The sequence below is a fragment of the Bradyrhizobium sp. genome (assembly GCF_036735945.1).
In the GTDB taxonomy this organism is placed as follows: Bacteria; Pseudomonadota; Alphaproteobacteria; order Rhizobiales; family Xanthobacteraceae; genus Bradyrhizobium.
On the sequence record NZ_DAINNI010000009.1, the window covers coordinates 46,645 to 62,528 of the forward strand.

20 protein-coding genes are annotated in these 15,884 nt (G+C 64.4%); 2 read left to right on the forward strand and 18 right to left on the reverse strand.

Annotated features, from left to right (window positions below; all coding sequences use genetic code 11):
- Positions 1–28 precede the first annotated feature (28 nt).
- The 5 genes from V7E26_RS05250 to V7E26_RS05270 form a co-directional block, all read right to left on the reverse strand.
- Positions 29–208, reverse strand: coding sequence for a hypothetical protein (locus V7E26_RS05250; RefSeq protein WP_324414192.1), 180 nt, complete (start codon positions 206–208; stop codon positions 29–31).
- 32 nt (positions 209–240) lie between these two features.
- Positions 241–1,512 (reverse strand): MFS transporter, encoded by a 1,272-nt coding sequence (locus V7E26_RS05255; RefSeq protein WP_324414194.1) that lies wholly within the window; start codon positions 1,510–1,512, stop codon positions 241–243.
- Positions 1,513–1,603: 91 nt separating this feature from the next.
- Entirely contained in the window at positions 1,604–2,485 is an 882-nt protein-coding gene (locus V7E26_RS05260) for a DMT family transporter (protein WP_324414196.1), read from the reverse strand.
- Between the two features lie 299 nt (positions 2,486–2,784).
- Entirely contained in the window at positions 2,785–3,768 is a 984-nt protein-coding gene (locus V7E26_RS05265; protein WP_324414198.1) for a DUF808 domain-containing protein, read from the reverse strand.
- A 106-nt stretch (positions 3,769–3,874) separates the two neighbouring features.
- Positions 3,875–4,681 carry a response regulator gene (locus V7E26_RS05270; protein WP_324414199.1) on the reverse strand — a complete coding sequence of 269 codons (807 nt, stop codon included), beginning with the start codon at positions 4,679–4,681 and terminating at the stop codon, positions 3,875–3,877.
- 302 nt (positions 4,682–4,983) lie between these two features.
- Between V7E26_RS05270 and V7E26_RS05275 the strand changes: the two genes are divergently transcribed.
- Both V7E26_RS05275 and V7E26_RS05280 read left to right on the forward strand, forming a co-directional pair.
- A complete protein-coding gene (locus tag V7E26_RS05275) occupies positions 4,984–5,181 on the forward strand; it encodes a NepR family anti-sigma factor (RefSeq protein ID WP_324414200.1) in 198 nt (65 codons plus the stop codon).
- Entirely contained in the window at positions 5,181–5,729 is a 549-nt protein-coding gene (locus V7E26_RS05280; RefSeq protein ID WP_324414202.1) for a sigma-70 family RNA polymerase sigma factor, read from the forward strand. The genes V7E26_RS05275 and V7E26_RS05280 overlap by 1 nt, the downstream gene beginning before the upstream one ends.
- An 88-nt stretch (positions 5,730–5,817) precedes the next feature.
- Here the strand turns inward: V7E26_RS05280 and V7E26_RS05285 are convergent, their stop codons facing one another.
- From V7E26_RS05285 to urtD, 13 genes are all read right to left on the reverse strand, one after another.
- Positions 5,818–5,943, reverse strand: a complete 126-nt coding sequence (locus V7E26_RS05285; RefSeq protein ID WP_324414205.1) for a hypothetical protein — start codon at positions 5,941–5,943, stop codon at positions 5,818–5,820.
- A 142-nt stretch (positions 5,944–6,085) separates the two neighbouring features.
- On the reverse strand, positions 6,086–7,747 hold the full coding sequence (locus tag V7E26_RS05290) for a CHASE domain-containing protein (protein ID WP_324414207.1): 1,662 nt from the start codon (positions 7,745–7,747) through the stop codon (positions 6,086–6,088).
- Positions 7,748–8,082: 335 nt separating this feature from the next.
- A complete protein-coding gene (gene ureG, locus V7E26_RS05295; protein ID WP_324414208.1) occupies positions 8,083–8,715 on the reverse strand; it encodes an urease accessory protein UreG in 633 nt (210 codons plus the stop codon).
- Between the two features lie 130 nt (positions 8,716–8,845).
- Positions 8,846–9,583, reverse strand: a complete 738-nt coding sequence (locus V7E26_RS05300) for an urease accessory protein UreF (RefSeq protein WP_324414338.1) — start codon at positions 9,581–9,583, stop codon at positions 8,846–8,848.
- Positions 9,564–10,112, reverse strand: coding sequence for an urease accessory protein UreE (gene ureE / locus V7E26_RS05305; protein WP_324414210.1), 549 nt, complete (start codon positions 10,110–10,112; stop codon positions 9,564–9,566). The genes V7E26_RS05300 and ureE overlap by 20 nt, the downstream gene beginning before the upstream one ends.
- 66 nt (positions 10,113–10,178) lie before the next feature.
- On the reverse strand, positions 10,179–10,478 hold the full coding sequence (locus V7E26_RS05310) for a putative quinol monooxygenase (RefSeq protein WP_057858350.1): 300 nt from the start codon (positions 10,476–10,478) through the stop codon (positions 10,179–10,181).
- 27 nt (positions 10,479–10,505) lie between these two features.
- Positions 10,506–10,805, reverse strand: a complete 300-nt coding sequence (locus tag V7E26_RS05315) for a putative quinol monooxygenase (RefSeq protein WP_324414214.1) — start codon at positions 10,803–10,805, stop codon at positions 10,506–10,508.
- A gap of 47 nt (positions 10,806–10,852) precedes the next feature.
- The gene (ureC, locus tag V7E26_RS05320; protein WP_324414216.1) at positions 10,853–12,568 is read right to left on the reverse strand and encodes an urease subunit alpha; all 1,716 of its coding nucleotides are present in this window, start codon (positions 12,566–12,568) and stop codon (positions 10,853–10,855) included.
- A gap of 129 nt (positions 12,569–12,697) precedes the next feature.
- Complete coding sequence (locus V7E26_RS05325; RefSeq protein ID WP_324414218.1) at positions 12,698–13,003, reverse strand: urease subunit beta; 306 nt, start codon at positions 13,001–13,003, stop codon at positions 12,698–12,700.
- Between the two features lie 111 nt (positions 13,004–13,114).
- Entirely contained in the window at positions 13,115–13,417 is a 303-nt protein-coding gene (locus tag V7E26_RS05330) for an urease subunit gamma (protein ID WP_324414220.1), read from the reverse strand.
- A 24-nt stretch (positions 13,418–13,441) separates the two neighbouring features.
- Positions 13,442–14,278 (reverse strand): urease accessory protein UreD, encoded by an 837-nt coding sequence (locus tag V7E26_RS05335; protein ID WP_324414223.1) that lies wholly within the window; start codon positions 14,276–14,278, stop codon positions 13,442–13,444.
- Between the two features lie 43 nt (positions 14,279–14,321).
- The gene (gene urtE, locus V7E26_RS05340; RefSeq protein ID WP_324414225.1) at positions 14,322–15,017 is read right to left on the reverse strand and encodes an urea ABC transporter ATP-binding subunit UrtE; all 696 of its coding nucleotides are present in this window, start codon (positions 15,015–15,017) and stop codon (positions 14,322–14,324) included.
- 103 nt (positions 15,018–15,120) lie between these two features.
- Positions 15,121–15,882 (reverse strand): urea ABC transporter ATP-binding protein UrtD, encoded by a 762-nt coding sequence (gene urtD, locus V7E26_RS05345; RefSeq protein WP_324414227.1) that lies wholly within the window; start codon positions 15,880–15,882, stop codon positions 15,121–15,123.
- Positions 15,883–15,884 lie beyond the last annotated feature (2 nt).

Sequence of the window (15,884 nt, forward strand, 5' to 3'; positions counted from 1 at the left end):
AACGCCTTAAACGACGGCTCCGTCTTCATCAGCAGGTCCCCTCGCTGGCTGCGTCCCCGGACGCGATCCTTCCGTCGAGAGAATGTGTCTCTTTTGTCGCCTTCAGCGCGGCGATGTAAAGTGCTTTGTCGCCGAGCCCGTATTCTTCCGGAACCGTCGCCGCGATCTGCTCGGGCGTCGCCGTCGCCAGCCAGTCCAGCGTCTTCACGGGCGATGAGCGGCAGAGCGCCAGCCGTCGACTCACTGCCTCGCCTTCATCTCCTCGCTCGGCCTGACGTCCTGCGAGCGGCTGTAGATCGCGACCGCGACGATCAGCACCACGGTCAGCGTACCGAACAGCGCGCGATAGGCGTCTTCCGTGCGCGCGCCGCCGGCCAGCGGCTCGAAGGCGCCGATGATGATGCCGGAAAGCGTCTGCATGCAGGCGACGCCGAGCATCACGGACGTGTTCATCGTCGAGATGCCGCGGCCGATCAGCCGGTCTGGGAAGATGCCGCGGCCGTGGGTCATCACCATGGTGCTGGAGGCCGAGAAGAATCCCATGGCGATGATGACAGAGATCGGCAGCCAGGCCGGCGGATCCGGGAACAGCGCGAGGATCGCGAGCAGGGCGATGATTACCAGCGTGCCGCCGATCGCAATTCCCTTGCGGGTGTCGAGCCGGCGGTCGAGCGGACCGAACGCAAGCATGCCGCATTGATAGGCGATGACCGCGAAGAACAGCACATTGCCGGCCGCGATCGGGCTGAGGCCATGGACCTCGCGCAGGAACGGTCCGCCCCACAGGCCCTGCACGGTGAAGGTGCAGGCATAGTTACAGAAGTTCAGCGCCAGGATCGGCTTCAGCAGCGGATTGCGCAGCACTTCGACGAGGCCGCGAAGCATCTCGCCCGGCGGCTCCGCCTTGCGGCTGAGAAAGGGATGGCCGGGCGGCGCGTCGCGCACCACGAGGAAGATCGCTATCGTCGCCAGCGCTGTGAAGATCACGACGGCGCCGAACACCGGGCGCCAGCCGACCGCCTCCGTCGCCCAGGCCAGCGGCGTGGTGGCCGCGAGGTTGCCGAGCAGGCCGATCGACAGCACGATCGCCGTCAGCGTCGAGAAGCGGTCCGGTGCAAACCAGCGCGAGATCAGCACCATGCTGCCGATCAGCATCACGCCGCAGCCCGCGCCCATCAGCACACGCCCGGTCAGCAGCACCGGCCAGCTTGGCGCCAGCGTGAACAGCGCGCCGCCGATACTGGCGACGATCAGCATGCCGGCCACGGTGTAGCGCGGCCCGAAACGATCGAAGAAGAAGCCGCAGGGAATCTGCATCGCGGAAAAACCGAAGAAGAACGCGCCGGTCAGCGCCCCCAGCGCGCCCGGCCCGATCGAGAGATCGCGCATCAGATCGAGGCCGATGGTGACGTTGGAGGCGCGGAAGAAATGGCTGGCGACATAGGCGGTCGCCATGGTCGCAACGATGATCAGGCCCCGGCGGTAGGGGAGAGGCCGCTCGGCGGACTGCATCGGGTAACGGGCGTTTCCGGTTGTTATTTTGTTGTTGCTGCCGCAAGCCTATGCGGGCGGCAGGCGCAGTTCAACCGGCAATGCAGCGGTATCAAGCCTTCTGCAGCGCCAGCGTCACGCCGCCGAGCGTGAGCACGATGGCTGCGACTTCGCGCAGGCCGAGCGGCTCGCCGAGAATCAGGGCCGCCGAGATCACGCCGATCAGGGGCACCAGCAGCATGCCGGTTGAGGCCGACGACGGCGGCAGGCGGCGCAGGGTCTCGAACCAGGTGAGATAGCAGATGCCCATCGGCACCAGCGTCATGTAGACGAAGCAGGCGAGCCCACCCGCCGTGAGCGCCAGATAGTTTGGCTGCTCGAACGCAACGCCGAGGACCAGCATCACGAGGCAGCCCAGCCCGACCTGCCAGGCAACCACGACCAGAGGGGGCATCGGCAACGGCACGCGGTTCAGGATGTTGCCGATCGCAAACAGGATGGCGGCGGAGAACAGCAGGATAATCCCGATGATCCGTCCACCATCGAAGGAGAACCCATTGCCGCCGAGCAGCACGGCGATACCGCCAACGCCGAGCACGAGCGCTGCGATATCGGCAAGCTTGGGCCGCACGCCGGCCAACGGCCAGGCCAGCAGCGTCGCCCAGATCGGCATGGTGTAGGCGATCAGCGCGCCCTCACCCACGGGCACGAATTTCATCGCCACCGTGCCAAAGCCCATCCAGGCGAAGACATTGGTGAAGGATGCGAACAACAGCCGCGACACCGCCTCGCGCGGCACGCCGAGCGGCTGCCGCCGCGCCCTGGCGATCGAGAACAGGATCAGCGCGGCAACCACGCCGGCAAGTCCTCGGGCGAACAGCGGCGGCCATTGCTGCAGCAGCAGCTTCATCAGCGGCCAGTTCAGCGCCCAGCCGAACGCGGTGACGCCGAGGCAGAGAAAGCCGATCCATTTGTCGCGACGCCCCGCATCCATCGCGGCTTCTTAGCAGCCGGATATTCGCCGCTCCATCTCGGAGCATGCATGGCTCTTGCGCATAAAAAAATCCGGCGCGCCGGTGGGACACGCCGGATAGTCCGACCAGCTATGGAGATCGAAGCTGGTGGCCCGAGCCAGGGGGAGGACCTGGCCCTGAACCTGGCAATCGCTGCGCCCGGGGACGTGAACTCCGCAGGCTCGGCGATGAATCAGGAGATCACCATAGCGCCGGCGCGGAGGCCGCAACGTGATCTGGTTCACATCGCCCGCCCCCGCCATGCGACGCGCGGCGAGGATCACGCGTTTTTGTTCGCATGCAGGCGCTTCAGGCTCGCCCATGCCGGCGCCAGCAGGAATCCGACGGCGGGAATTGACGCGGCGCCGACCACGAGCCCGACGATACCAGAGATCGCAGCCTCGGCGATCCACGCGAGGAGACCGGCTGCCGGAGGAAAGGCGTGACCTGCAGCCTGCCCCGCCGTGTGAATGGCGTGGTGGATCGAAGGCGGTCCGTAGACCTCAAGCCCATGCAGGACGATGCCGCCGCCAACCCAGATCATCGCGGCAGTGCCGACCACGCCGAGAATTTTCAGCAGCCCGGGCATGCCTCGGACCATGCCGCGTCCAATCGCACGGCCCGCGCGCGTGGCGCCGCCGCGTGCCAGCGCCACACCGACATCGTCGGCCTTCACGATCAGCGCCACCATGCCATACACGGCGACGGTGATTCCGATGCCGACGACCGCGAGCACCGCGGCCTGCATCCACAGGCTTCCCGCGGGCAGCGCCGCCAGCGTGATCGCCATGATCTCGGCGGACAGGATGAAATCGGTCTTGATGGCGCTCGCAACCTTCTCGTCCTCGACCGACTTCGCGTTCAGCGCCACGCTGCCAAGCTGGGATTCATGCTGCTGCGCGCTATGCGGCATGATGGCATGGAACACCTTCTCCACGCCTTCGTAGCAGAGATAGGCGCCGCCCAGCATCAGGAGCGGCGTGATCGCGGACGGCAGGAAATAGCTGAGCAGCAGCGCCGCCGGCAGCAGCAACAGGAGCTTGTTGCGCATCGAGCCCGCCGCGATCTTGCCGACGATGGGAAGTTCGCGCTTCGGCTCGAACCCGATGACGTAACCCGGTGTAACGGCGGTGTCGTCGATGACGACACCCGCCGCCTTCGCGCCCGCCTTGGCTGCCTGGCTCGCCACATCATCGAGCGAGGCCGCGGCGACCTTTGCGATCGCGGCGATATCATCGAGAAGCGCGATCAGCCCAATGCTCATCGATCTCACTCACAGAATGGCGTGGAAGGTCGTCGAACCACGGGCCAAGAAAAATCCGGCGTGCAGTGGGGCGCGCCGGATCATTTCAAATCTTGCGTTACTTCGGCTAGCCGGTAGCGGCGCGCGGGGCGCGGTTGCGCGAGTTGCGCTGGAAGAACAGCGCCTGGCTCGCCACCGCCGAAACCATCGCGGGCTGGAACGGCTTTGAGATCAGGAACGCGGGCTCGGGCCGCTCGCCGGTCAGGAAGCGCTCCGGATACGCCGTGATGAACACCACCGGCACCTCGAACACGCGCAGCAATTCGTTGACGGCGTCGAGGCCGGACGAACCGTCGGCGAGCTGGATGTCGGCGAGGATCAGGCCGGGCTTCTTGTTCTTCGCCAGCGCCACCGCGTCGGCATGGGTGCGCGCCACGCCGATCACATTGTGGCCGAGATTCTTCACGAGGCTTTCGAGGTCCATCGCGATGAAGGTCTCGTCCTCGATGATCAATACATCGGTGGCGATTTCCGCCGCCATCTCGCGGCCGGCGGTATCGGTCAACCGCCGGGTCTCGGCGATATCGGTATTGAGGATGAACGCCACCTCCTCCTCGGAGAAGCCTTCGAGCGAGAGCAACAGGAACGCCTGCCGCGGCAGCGGCGTGATGTTCGACAGCCTTCGCTCCGGCGGCAGCGCCAGCGTCGTGACTTCGGGGTTTTCGTTGAGCGAGACCGAATTCCAGATCTGGGTGAACAGCTTGAACAGACCGGCGCGCGGGCCATGCCGTTCGTCCAGCAGCGAGGGATCCTGCAGCAACGCCTCCAGCATGGCGGCCACATAGGCGTCGCCAGAGGCCTGGTTTCCGGTCAGTGCACGGGCATAGCGCCGCAACAGCGGCAGATGTTCAGCAACGAGCTGTGATCGGGACATCCCCATTCCATCCTTATATTGGGCCGTATTCTGGCCTTAACTTAGGGTCTCAGCCGGGCGGACGTAACCAAGACGCCCACTTCGGGCGTCAGTTTCAGTGTTGGGCGGGGGGACCCTGGTTCCCCTTGTCCCCCGATTACTCGCGGGACGCGGAAAAGTTCCAAAAAAAGTTCCAGCAATTCGGAACCTTCCGCAACTATTCGCATTAGCCTTTGACCGACAACGCGGCGGCCAAGGCCTAATTTCGAGGTAACCTCTTGAAACCACAGAGAATTAACTCTCGGGGAAGCGTGGATGAGACCATGAAGGAAGTAAAGAAGCAGGGCGGGCTCAATGCCGAGATTCAATCGAGGATCGGCCATCAGCTCCGCGCCATGTACGATGATGTGGTCCGACAGGGCGTGCCGGACCGCTTTGCGGAGCTGATCCGCAAGCTCGATGGGCCGGAAGCGGCGGCGGCCCAGATGGACGACCCAGCAAAAAATGACGGGAGGGACTAATGCCTCTCACCGACTCACTTCGCGACGATATTTTGGCGTCGGTGCCTAGCCTGCGCGCGTTCGCGATCTCGCTCTCGGGCAATGGCGATCGCGCGGACGACCTCGTTCAGGAGACGTTGCTGCGCGCCATTGCCAACATCGACTCGTTCCAGCCCGGCTCGAACCTGCCGGCGTGGCTGTTCACCATCCTGCGCAACCTGTTTCGCTCCGACTACCGGAAGCGGCGGCGCGAGGTCGAGGACGCCGAGGGCAATTATGCGAAAACCCTGAAGACCCAGCCGTCGCAAAGCGCGCATCTGGAGTTCGAGGAGTTTCGCGCCGCGCTCGAGAAGCTGCCGCAGGACCAGCGTGAGGCGCTGATCCTGGTCGGTGCCTCCGGCTTCTCCTATGAGGACGCCGCCGCGATCTGCGGCTGCGCGGTCGGCACCATCAAGAGCCGCGTCAACCGCGCGCGCTCGAAACTCTCGGCACTGCTCTATGTCGAAGGCGCCGAGGATTTCGGACCCGACGAGACCGTGCGCGCCGTGATCGGCGGCAATGGCGGCTGATCGACGCCATCGATCTGAAACGAACAGGGCGGCCTTGGTGGCCGCCCTTTTTATTTCGATGTATCGTTGTCGGGTGTAGCCCGTAGCCTCAGTGCAAGCCGCCGAAGGCGTAGATCAGAATCAGGATCGGGATCGGCACGCCGAGCAGCCACAGCAGCAGATAACGTCCCATGATGAACTCCTCCATCGTGCGAATGATGGAGCAGTAATGCATGGAGAGGTGACGGGGTTCCGGCCGCGGTCATCTCCCTCTCCCGTGCCGGGGAAAGGGTTGGGGTACCCCCTCACCCGCCGCGCAAGAGCGCGGCGACCTCTCCCTCGCAAGCGGCCACAAGCGGGGCGAGGTTAAGACGACCTCATCGCACCACCGGGCGTACCGGCGCGGAAATCTCGCCGGTGCGGTCGCGCTCGGTCATGTCGACGACGGTGGCCATCGGCGCGGTGAGCTCATAGACATAGCTGACGTCGGTGAAGTAGCGCTTGGCGGTGCCGCCGAGCGCTTCCGGCGCGACGCGGTCGAGCAGGATGAGGCCGAAATCGCTGTCCTCCCGCCGCGTCGCGGAGCTGGTGTTGAACTCCTCCCAGCGGAAATGGAAGATCATGTCCGGCTCCTCGCCGGTGACTTCCCAGTTCGCGACGATATGCGGATGCTTGCCGACCAGCGACAGGCCCTCGTCGGAATGCGAGGCGAGCTCGAAGAACAGGAGCGACAGCGACTGCGCGGCGCGGGCGCTCACCGCGATATCCGGGCCGTTCACCACGATGCGGTCGGCATGCGGGATGGCGCGCGATTCGAACAGGCCCTTGAGCTTGACGCCCTGCCACTGGCTTTCGCTGAGCAGCGTCACCACGTTCGACATCGCATGGATGCGGCCGATCAGGAGATCGCGCGAGACATCCATGTCGGAGCCGTGCCGCAGCGTGCGCGTCACGATCGACTGGATCACCGCCAGGATGTTCTTGACCCGGTGGTTCAGCTCGTCGATCACGGCGGTCAGCCGCCGCTCGAATCCGATGCGGACCTGGATCTCGCGGCTGAGCCGCAGGTTGTTGTAGGCGACATAGCCGAACAGGCCGCAGATGATGCCGGTGAGCGCAAGGCCGATGGCCGCGACGACGATCGCGGTCTGCTGCGCGCGCTGGGCGGCGTTGTTCTTGGCGTAGTAGGCGAGCGACCAGTCGCGGCCGCCGAACGTCACGGTGCGCACCACCGACGGCAATGGATCGCCCTGCTTCAGCGGGCGCAAGGTGACGACGCCCTGCTCGTTGGCGACATATTCATCGCTGGCATCATTCGGATCCTTGAGCACCACCGAAAACAGCGAGCGGTCGTCGTTGGTCAGCATCAGCGGCGCCAGCTCGTAGGAGAACGCGATGAAGCCAACCGGCTCGGTGGTGCCTTCCTTCAAGATGGCCGAGGCGAGCACGATGCCGACCGGCCCGTCCTTCTTCAGCAGCGGGATCGGATCCGACGCCACCGGCTTGCCCGTCGTCGCCGCCTGCGCCAGCATCGGCCCGATTGCCGAATGGCGCTCGAAGGCGCGGCCCGGAAAGCCCAGCATGTCGGCGTTGCGCGGCTCGACGTCCATCATGACGTCGAGCGGCTTGTCGATCGTCGTGAGGTCGAGCGGCTGGTCGTCGAAATCGCGGATCGTCGGATTGGGGAAGCCGGCGCTTTTCAGTTCGGCTTGCGCAGCGGCAAAATCCGCAGGCTTGAGCCGCGCGATCCAGGATGCGGTGACGAAATCGGTCTTGAAGGCATAGATCGCCGAGCGCAGCGGCTGCAGCATGTTGGCCTTCACCACCTGCGGGGAGCGAAACAGGCCGGACGCAACACGCGCGAGCAATTCGCGCTCGGTCAGTCGGTCCTGCACCAGGCTGGCGTGGACGTCGATGGCGCGGGCCAGCGCAATGCCGTCGAGCGCCAATTCCTGCTCGTGGACGCGATAGGCCGCGAGACCGGAGAGCAGAACTCCGATCAGCGCAATGAAGCCGATAATGAAGCCCAGCCGAACCACTCGCTTACTCGGAAATGACGTGTTGGCGAAGACGTAGTGAGAGCATCTTTCGATCTGCCGGCGCAGGAATTCCTGGCAATGACGCGAACGCCAACCGCGGCAAATATGACGGAGCGATCATCAGCACGCAACTGAGAGGTGGCAGCGGGCAACATGCGAAGGCCGCCGTTAACGCTGATTTGGCGGGGCCAGAAGTTGATAAGCCGGGAAGGCCGATTTGGTTCCGGCGCAAACGGACAATTCAAAGGGCAGCGGCGACGGATCGGCCGTTAATGTTAATGTTCGGCGCTTGGCCCAGCCGCTGGGCTGACCGCTTATGCGTTATCGGGTCCGCATCATTTGGCCTTCGCCGCCGGGCGCAGGCCGCCCTTGGCCTCGATGAAGCCGATGATGCGGTCGAGTCCTACGCTCTTCTTCAAATTGGTCATCACGAAGGGACGCTCGCCCCGCATGCGCTTTGCATCGGTATCCATCTTCTCCAGCGACGCGCCGACATGGGGCGCGAGGTCGATCTTGTTGATCACCAGCAGGTCCGAGCGGGTGATGCCGGGGCCGCCCTTGGAGGGGATCTTGTCGCCGGCGGCAACGTCGATTACGTAGATCGTGAGATCGGCCAACTCGGGCGAAAACGTCGCGGCAAGATTGTCGCCGCCGGATTCGATCAGCACCAGATCGAGATCGGGAAATTTCGCGCGCATGTCGGCAACGGCGGCGAGATTCATCGAGGCGTCCTCGCGGATCGCGGTGTGCGGGCAGCCGCCGGTCTCGACGCCTGCGATGCGGTCCGGCGTCAGCGAGCCCGAGCGCACCAGAAATTCCGCATCCCACTTGGTGTAGATGTCGTTGGTGATCGCGGCAATGTCGTAGCGCTCGCGCATCGACTTGCAGAGCAGGTCCATCAGCGCGGTCTTGCCGGAGCCGACGGGGCCGCCGACGCCGATGCGGAGCGGGCCGTGAGATTTAGACATGTGCGGTGCTCTTTCCTTCACTTCTGGAATCGTAGCCCGGATGGAGCGCAGCGAAATCCGGGAGCGGTTGATCCAAACGCGTGACTGTCCCGGATTACGCTGCGCTCCATCCGGGCTACGGCGTGCCATCTCATGACCGGAACAGCCGCGTGTACTGCGTCTCATGACGCAGGCCGGCGAGATCGGCGCGGAAGGTGGCGCTGCCGAGATCGTCGAGCGATGCTGTCAGCGCTCGCCCAGCGGTGGCGGCGACATCGGCTTCGAGGCTGGCCAGAATGCGCTGGCTGTCGGTCTGGCCAAGCGGCACGAGGCGCGCGCCGGCGAAAATCCAGTTCGCCACGACAGCATGCAGGAACGCCTGCAGCGCCGGCGCCAGCGGCACGCCATGGGCGGCGCTGACGATGCCGACCGCGACGGGATAGACCGTATCGCCGCCGCAAGCCGCGATCAGGCCGTCGAGCCCCTCGCAGGGCCAGGCCGAACGGGCGATCTCGATGAAGGCGCGGCCCTGCGTCGAGGTTTCGAGCTGGCGCTCGCGCGAAGGCACGAAGGCCGCGGCGAGCTCGGCGATCCCGCGCAGCGGGGCGTCACCCTGCGCGGATGCGGCGCGGTGTGCCTGCGCCAGAAACACGGCATCGCAGAAGCCGGAGCCGTCGCTGAGCATCGCCCCCAGCCAGTCGCGCAGCGCGGCGGCATTGGTGATGTCGCCCGCCTCCACCGCCCATTCGATGCCGCTGGAATAGGAGAACGCGCCGACCGGGAAGGACGGCGACAGCCAGGTCATCAGCCGGTAGAGCGAGGCGGATTGCTCCGAATTCATCCCGCCAGGCGCATCGGCAGGAGCCTGCTCATTTGCGGTCATGAGCATGGGAGTGATCGTGGTGGTGATGATCGTGGTCGCAATGCTCGTCGTGGTGATGGTGGTGGTGATCGTGGCCGTGAGGGTGCGCGGCATGATCATGGGAGGCTTGCGCATAGGCGCCGCCCTCGGGATCGAACGGTGCCTCGATCTCGATGATGCGCGCACCCAGCCCCTTCACCATCGCCTCGATGACGTGGTCGCGGCGGATGCGCAGTCCCTTCGGCATGATCTGGGTCGGCAGATGGCGGTTGCCGAGATGCCAGGCGATGCGAACCAGATGCAGCGGATCGGCGCCGCGGATCTCGATCAGCGGCTCGGCGGCCGCGACGACCTCGATCAGCCGGCCGTCCTCCAGCACCAGCGCATCGCCACCGCGCAGCGCCACCGCATTCTCGAGATCGAGCAGGAATTCAAGCCCGCGCGTGCCGGTCATCGCCATCCGCCGCCGGTGCCGGTCGTCGAAATCGAGCACGACGGTATCGGCTGCGGATTGCGTCCAGCGATGCTGGCCAAGAACTCTGGTCGCGCGGATCATGGGTGCCTTATGTTTTGACGCGTTTTCTTCACGCGAACCGGTTCCACTTCGCTTGAAAACGCTTTGCTAAAACTTCTCCACCTTGCCGTCGCTGATGATCTCGATCACCGTCGGCGCCGTCTTCATCTGCGAGGAATATTCCCGCCACACCTTCATGTGCGGCGCGCGGCCGTGGGCGTTGAGGTCGTCGCGGGTCTCCCAGCGCTCCACCACCACATACAAATTGGGATTGTTGACGCTGACATGGCCCTCATAGGAGATGCAGCCCTTTTCCTTCAGCGTCTCGACGGTGCAGGCCTTGTGCCCCTTGATGAAGTCGTCCTTGTTTTCCGGCTTCATCGGCGTGGTGGCGATAACGTAGATCATGAGTTGTTCTCCCTGGTTTCTTCTTGATTAGCGGACATCGACTTTTTCAGGCGTAATGACTTCGATCCTGGGCGGCGCCGACATGCATTTCACAGCGACGCGGCCGAACGTCTTCATGTGCTCGGCGCCGCGATGCGGCACCAGCGCCTCGGCATTTTCCCACTGCTCGACGAACACCATCTTGGCGGGATCGGTGACGCTTTCGTGGAGATCGTAGGCGATGTTGCCGGGCTCCTTGCGGGTTTCCTTGATGCAGGCGGTGGCGGCGGCGATGAAATCGGCGCGGGTTTCCGGCTTGATGGTCAGCGTTGCGACAACGTAAATCACTTGTATCCTCCCGGACTCTTGTTCTTGATACAGTTCCGGGAGAGACCTTAGAACATGAAATACCTCTGCGCCATGGGCAGAACCTCCGCCGGCGCGCATGTCAGGAGCTCGCCGTCTGCGCGCACCTCATAGGTCTCGGCATCGACCTCGATTTTCGGGGTGGCGCCGTTATGGATCATGCTCTTCTTGGAGATGCCGCCGCGGGTATTTTTAACCGGGTAGAGCTTCTTGGCGATGCCGAGCTTGCGCGCCAGACCGCCCGTGATGGCCGCCTTCGAGGTGAACACCACCGAGGACGCCGTCAGCGATTTTCCGAAAGCTGCGAACATCGGCTGGTAGTGCACCGGCTGCGGCGTCGGAATGGAAGCGTTGGGGTCGCCCATCGGCGCGGCAACGATCGAGCCGCCCTTGATGATGCAATCCGGCTTGACGCCGAAGAACGCCGGCGACCACAGCACGAGATCGGCGAGCTTGCCCTTCTCAACCGAACCGATCAGTTTCGAGACGCCATGCGCGATGGCGGGGTTGATGGTGTATTTTGAAATGTAGCGCTTGACGCGGAAATTGTCGTTGTCGTTGCCCTTGTCCTCAGGCAATGCGCCGCGCTGCTTCTTCATCTTGTCGGCGGTCTGCCAGGTGCGGATGATGACTTCGCCGAGCCGGCCCATCGCCTGCGAGTCCGACGACATCATCGAGAGCGCACCGAGATCGTGCAGGATGTCTTCGGCGGCAATGGTTTCCTTGCGGATGCGGCTCTCGGCGAAGGCGAGGTCTTCCGCGATCGAGGGATCAAGATGGTGGCACACCATCAGCATGTCCAGATGCTCGTCGATGGTGTTGCGAGTGAACGGGCGCGTCGGGTTGGTGGAGGACGGCAGCACGTTCTTTAGCCCGGCGATCTTGATGATGTCAGGCGCATGGCCGCCGCCGGCGCCCTCGGTGTGGAAGGCGTGGATGGTGCGGCCCTTGAACGCCTTCACCGTATCCTCGACGAAGCCGGATTCGTTCAGCGTGTCCGAATGCAGCATCACCTGCACGTCGTAATCGTCGGCAACGCTGAGACAATTGTCGATCGCGGCCGGCGTGGTGCCCCAGTCCTCATGCAGCTTCAGCGCACAGGCGCCACCCTTGATCATCTCGACCAGCGCGGCCGGGCGCGCGGCATTGCCCTTGCCGGATATGCCGAGATTGACCGGGAAGGCATCGAACGACTGGATCATCCGCCCCATGTGCCAGGGCCCGGGCGTGCAGGTGGTCGCGAACGTGCCGTGCGAGGGGCCGGTGCCGCCGCCGAGCATCGAGGTGACGCCACTCATAAGCGCGTGCTCGATCTGCTGCGGGCAGATGAAATGGATATGGCTGTCGAACCCTCCGGCGGTGAGGATCTTGCCTTCGCCCGCGATCACGTCGGTGCCGGGACCGATCACGATGGTGACGCCGGGCTGGATATCGGGATTGCCGGCCTTGCCGATCGCGGCGATCATGCCTTCCTTGATCGCGACATCAGCCTTCACGACGCCCCAGTGATCGACGATCAGCGCATTGGTGATGACGGTATCCGCCGCACCCTGCTTGTTGGTCGCCTGCGACTGGCCCATGCCGTCGCGGATCACCTTGCCGCCGCCGAACTTCACCTCCTCGCCATAGACGGTGAAATCCTTTTCCACCTCGATGATGAGATCGGTATCGGCCAGCCGCACCTTGTCGCCGGTGGTCGGCCCGAACATGTCGGCATAGACGGAACGTTTGATTTTCACGGACATGTCAGGCTCCAGCCTTGTCGTTCGTTATGTTCGAAGTGGAAATCATGTGCAGCGGGAGTCGCGGGATGCCCTCTCCCCAACCCTACGCCGCAAGGGGGAGCCCTGACGGCGTGGTCACCTCACTGCAAATCACAGCTTCCCCTGCACATCGCCGCGGAAGCCGTAGATGGTGCGCTTGCCCGCGAGCGCGACGAGCTGCACGTCGCGGGTCTGGCCGGGCTCGAAGCGGACGGCGGTGCCGGCGGCAATATCGAGGCGCATGCCGCGCGCTTTCTTGCGGTCGAACTTCAGCGCGGGATTGGTCTCGAAGAAATGGTAGTGCGAGCCCACTTGAATGGGACGGTCGCCGGAGTTGGCGACGGTAAGCGTCGCCGTCTTGCGGCCGGCATTGAGCTCGATCTCGCCGTCCTTGATGAAGAGTTCGCCGGGGATCAATCTTTCCTCCTCCGTCATTCCGGGGCGATGCGCAGCATCGAACCCGGAAGTTCGAGATAACAACCTCTGGATTCCGGGTTCACGCTTCGCGTGCCCCGGAATGACGAACAACTAACGAATCGGCTCGTGCACCGTGACGAGCTTGGTGCCATCAGGAAACGTCGCCTCGACCTGGATGTCGTGGATCATTTCCGCGATCCCGTCCATGCACTGCGCACGGGTGATGACCTGCGCGCCGGATTGCATCAGTTCGGCGACGGTGCGGCCGTCGCGCGCGCCCTCGACGATGAAATCGGAAATGATCGCGACCGCTTCGGGGTGGTTGAGCTTGACGCCGCGCTCCAGCCTCCGGCGCGCCACCATCGCGGCCATCGAGATCAGAAGCTTGTCCTTTTCGCGGGGAGAAAGATTCATGCGGGCACTCTGGTGTTGAGAGAACTAGTTCAGCCACAGCCGCGGCAGCGGCGTGGGAGAGGCACGGCCGAGCACCGTTATCATGTCGGCACGCAGCCGCGCGGCATCTTGGGCACAGAAGCGCGCCATTGCAAATCCATTCCAGCAGGAGATGCCGACCTCGCCGCCGAACGTTTCGGATGCTTCGCGCATCCGTTCCAGGACCGCTTCACTGCCGGGCACGATCAGTGCCGTGCCGATGGCGGCGCCGCCCTTGGCGACCGCCGGCCGCGCCAGCCTGGCGCCGATGTCTCCGTCGAGCCGGATCGTCTCCGCGAACACCAGCCGGCCGCCGCGGCGCAGCCGCCAGCGGTCGACGAACTCGCCGTGGAGCATCTTCTCGCCCATCGCCGTGCGGCCGAACACCACGATTTCGCAGAGCAGAAGCGAGGCGTCTTCGGCTAGCTCAATATCGATGCGCCTGACAATCCGCGCACGGTCGAACAGGATGGTCTCCTGCGGCAGCCAGGCGAGATGCGCGCCCTGCTCCGCCTTCAGCGCGATATCGAGCTGCGCGGCGGGACCGGGCGCGCGATAGACCTTTTCGGCCGCCGCCGTCGTCAGCGTCAGCCGCGCCCCCTCGCCGGCCGTGATGCCGATGTCGAAGCGGTCGCCGCCGGCGATGCCGCCGGCGGTGTTGACGAATACGCCCGACAGCCCCTCGGCCTCGGGCGAGGGAAAGCGCACGCGCAGCGAGCCTGACTCATGCAGGTCGCCGCGGCGGGTGACGCCATCCTGCAGATGCACGCCGAACCGGACCGCGCCCCGGGCGCGGTTGGCGGCGAAGATGGCTGATGCCGCGCGGGCAGTTTCGGTCCGCATCCGTCCCCCAACGGCGTTACGACTTGAACCCGACCCGCGAGGCCTACAGCGCCATCTGGCGGCTGATCTCGGCAGGATCGAGATCGGCGCGGTCGCAGGCATATTTCACCGCGCCGCGATCCATGACGGCAAAATTGTCGCCGAGTTCGCAGGCAAAGTCGAGATATTGTTCGACCAGCACGATCGCGATGCTGCCGAGGTTGCGCAGATAGGAAATGGCGCGGCCGATGTCCTTGATGATCGAGGGCTGGATGCCTTCGGTCGGCTCGTCCAGCAGCAGCAGTTTCGGCCGCATCACCAGCGCCCGGCCGATCGCCAGTTGCTGTTGCTGGCCGCCGGAAAGGTCGCCGCCGCGCCGGCTCAGCATGGTGTTGAGCACCGGAAACAGCGAGTAGACGTCGTCGGGAATGTTGCGCTGATCGCGCTTCAAGGGACCGAACCCGGTCTTGAGATTTTCTTCCACCGTGAGCAGCGGAAAGATCTCGCGGCCCTGCGGCACGAAGCCGATGCCGCGCCGCGCGCGCTCGTAGGATTTCAGCGGATTGATGTCCTCGCCGTCGAAGGTGATGCTGCCCGAGGAGATCGGGTATTGCCCGACCAGCGCGCGCAGCAGCGATGTCTTGCCGACGCCGTTGCGGCCGAGCACGCAGGTCACCTTGCCGGGCTCGGCGGTCAGCGACACGCCGCGCAACGCCTGCGCCGCGCCGTAATAGAGATTGATGTTTTTCACGTCCAGCATCGTCGGTGCCTCTTGGCGAGTAGCGAATGGCGAATGGCGAATAGCAAATAGAAGTCGTTGAACCACTTCCCTACTCGCCATTCGCTATTCGCCATTCGCGCCCCTATCTTCCCAAATACACTTCGATCACCCGCTCATTCGACGAGACCTGATCGATGGTCCCTTCCGCCAGCACGGTTCCTTCATGCAGGCACGTCACCTTGACGCCGAGTTCGCGCACGAACGTCATGTCGTGTTCGACCACCATGATGGTGTGGTTGCGGTTGATCTGCTTGAGCAGTTCCGCCGTCAGGTGGGTCTCGACATCGGTCATCCCGGCGACGGGCTCGTCGACCAGCAGGACCTTCGGATCCTGCGCCAGCAGCATGCCGATCTCGAGCCATTGCTTCTGGCCGTGCGACAGGCTTCCGGCGAGGCGATGGCGCGCATCGGTGAGGCGGATGGTTTCCAGCACCTTGTCGATGCGCTCGGATTCGTCCCTGTTGCCGCGCCAGAACAGCGTGCCCTTGACGCTGTGATCGACATTGAGCGCCAGCAGCAGATTGTCCTGCACGGTCTGGCTTTCGAACACGGTCGGCTTCTGGAATTTGCGGCCGATGCCGAGTTCGGCAATGCGGGTCTCGTCGAGCCGCGTCAGGTCGGTGGTGCCGTCGAACAGCACCACGCCCTCGTCCGGTTTGGTCTTGCCGGTGATGATGTCCATCATCGTGGTCTTGCCGGCGCCGTTTGGGCCGATGATGGCGCGCATCTCGCCGGGCTCGAGCGCCAGCGACAGATTGTTGATGGCGTGGAAGCCGTCGAAAGAAACATGCACGCCATCGAGATAGAGGATGGCCGAAGTCTTGCGGGTGTCCATGACGTTCATGT

Excerpts from the sequence above, each read along its gene's own strand:
- ureG (WP_324414208.1), bottom strand. The coding sequence starts at position 8,715 with ATGTCTAAATCTCACGGCCCGCTCCGCATCGGCGTCGGCGGCCCCGTC.
- urtE (WP_324414225.1), bottom strand. The coding sequence starts at position 15,017 with ATGCTGGACGTGAAAAACATCAATCTCTATTACGGCGCGGCGCAGGCG.
- V7E26_RS05335 (WP_324414223.1), bottom strand. The coding sequence starts at position 14,278 with ATGCGGACCGAAACTGCCCGCGCGGCATCAGCCATCTTCGCCGCCAAC.
- V7E26_RS05310 (WP_057858350.1), bottom strand. The coding sequence starts at position 10,478 with ATGATCTACGTTATCGCCACCACGCCGATGAAGCCGGAAAACAAGGAC.
- V7E26_RS05300 (WP_324414338.1), bottom strand. The coding sequence starts at position 9,583 with ATGCTCATGACCGCAAATGAGCAGGCTCCTGCCGATGCGCCTGGCGGG.
- V7E26_RS05265 (WP_324414198.1), bottom strand. The coding sequence starts at position 3,768 with ATGAGCATTGGGCTGATCGCGCTTCTCGATGATATCGCCGCGATCGCA.
- V7E26_RS05260 (WP_324414196.1), bottom strand. The coding sequence starts at position 2,485 with ATGGATGCGGGGCGTCGCGACAAATGGATCGGCTTTCTCTGCCTCGGC.
- V7E26_RS05280 (WP_324414202.1), top strand. The coding sequence starts at position 5,181 with ATGCCTCTCACCGACTCACTTCGCGACGATATTTTGGCGTCGGTGCCT.
- V7E26_RS05270 (WP_324414199.1), bottom strand. The coding sequence starts at position 4,681 with ATGTCCCGATCACAGCTCGTTGCTGAACATCTGCCGCTGTTGCGGCGC.
- V7E26_RS05330 (WP_324414220.1), bottom strand. The coding sequence starts at position 13,417 with ATGAATCTTTCTCCCCGCGAAAAGGACAAGCTTCTGATCTCGATGGCC.
- ureC (WP_324414216.1), bottom strand. The coding sequence starts at position 12,568 with ATGTCCGTGAAAATCAAACGTTCCGTCTATGCCGACATGTTCGGGCCG.
- V7E26_RS05285 (WP_324414205.1), bottom strand. The coding sequence starts at position 5,943 with ATGCATTACTGCTCCATCATTCGCACGATGGAGGAGTTCATCATGGGA.
- V7E26_RS05275 (WP_324414200.1), top strand. The coding sequence starts at position 4,984 with ATGAAGGAAGTAAAGAAGCAGGGCGGGCTCAATGCCGAGATTCAATCG.
- ureE (WP_324414210.1), bottom strand. The coding sequence starts at position 10,112 with ATGATCCGCGCGACCAGAGTTCTTGGCCAGCATCGCTGGACGCAATCC.
- V7E26_RS05255 (WP_324414194.1), bottom strand. The coding sequence starts at position 1,512 with ATGCAGTCCGCCGAGCGGCCTCTCCCCTACCGCCGGGGCCTGATCATC.
- urtD (WP_324414227.1), bottom strand. The coding sequence starts at position 15,882 with ATGAACGTCATGGACACCCGCAAGACTTCGGCCATCCTCTATCTCGAT.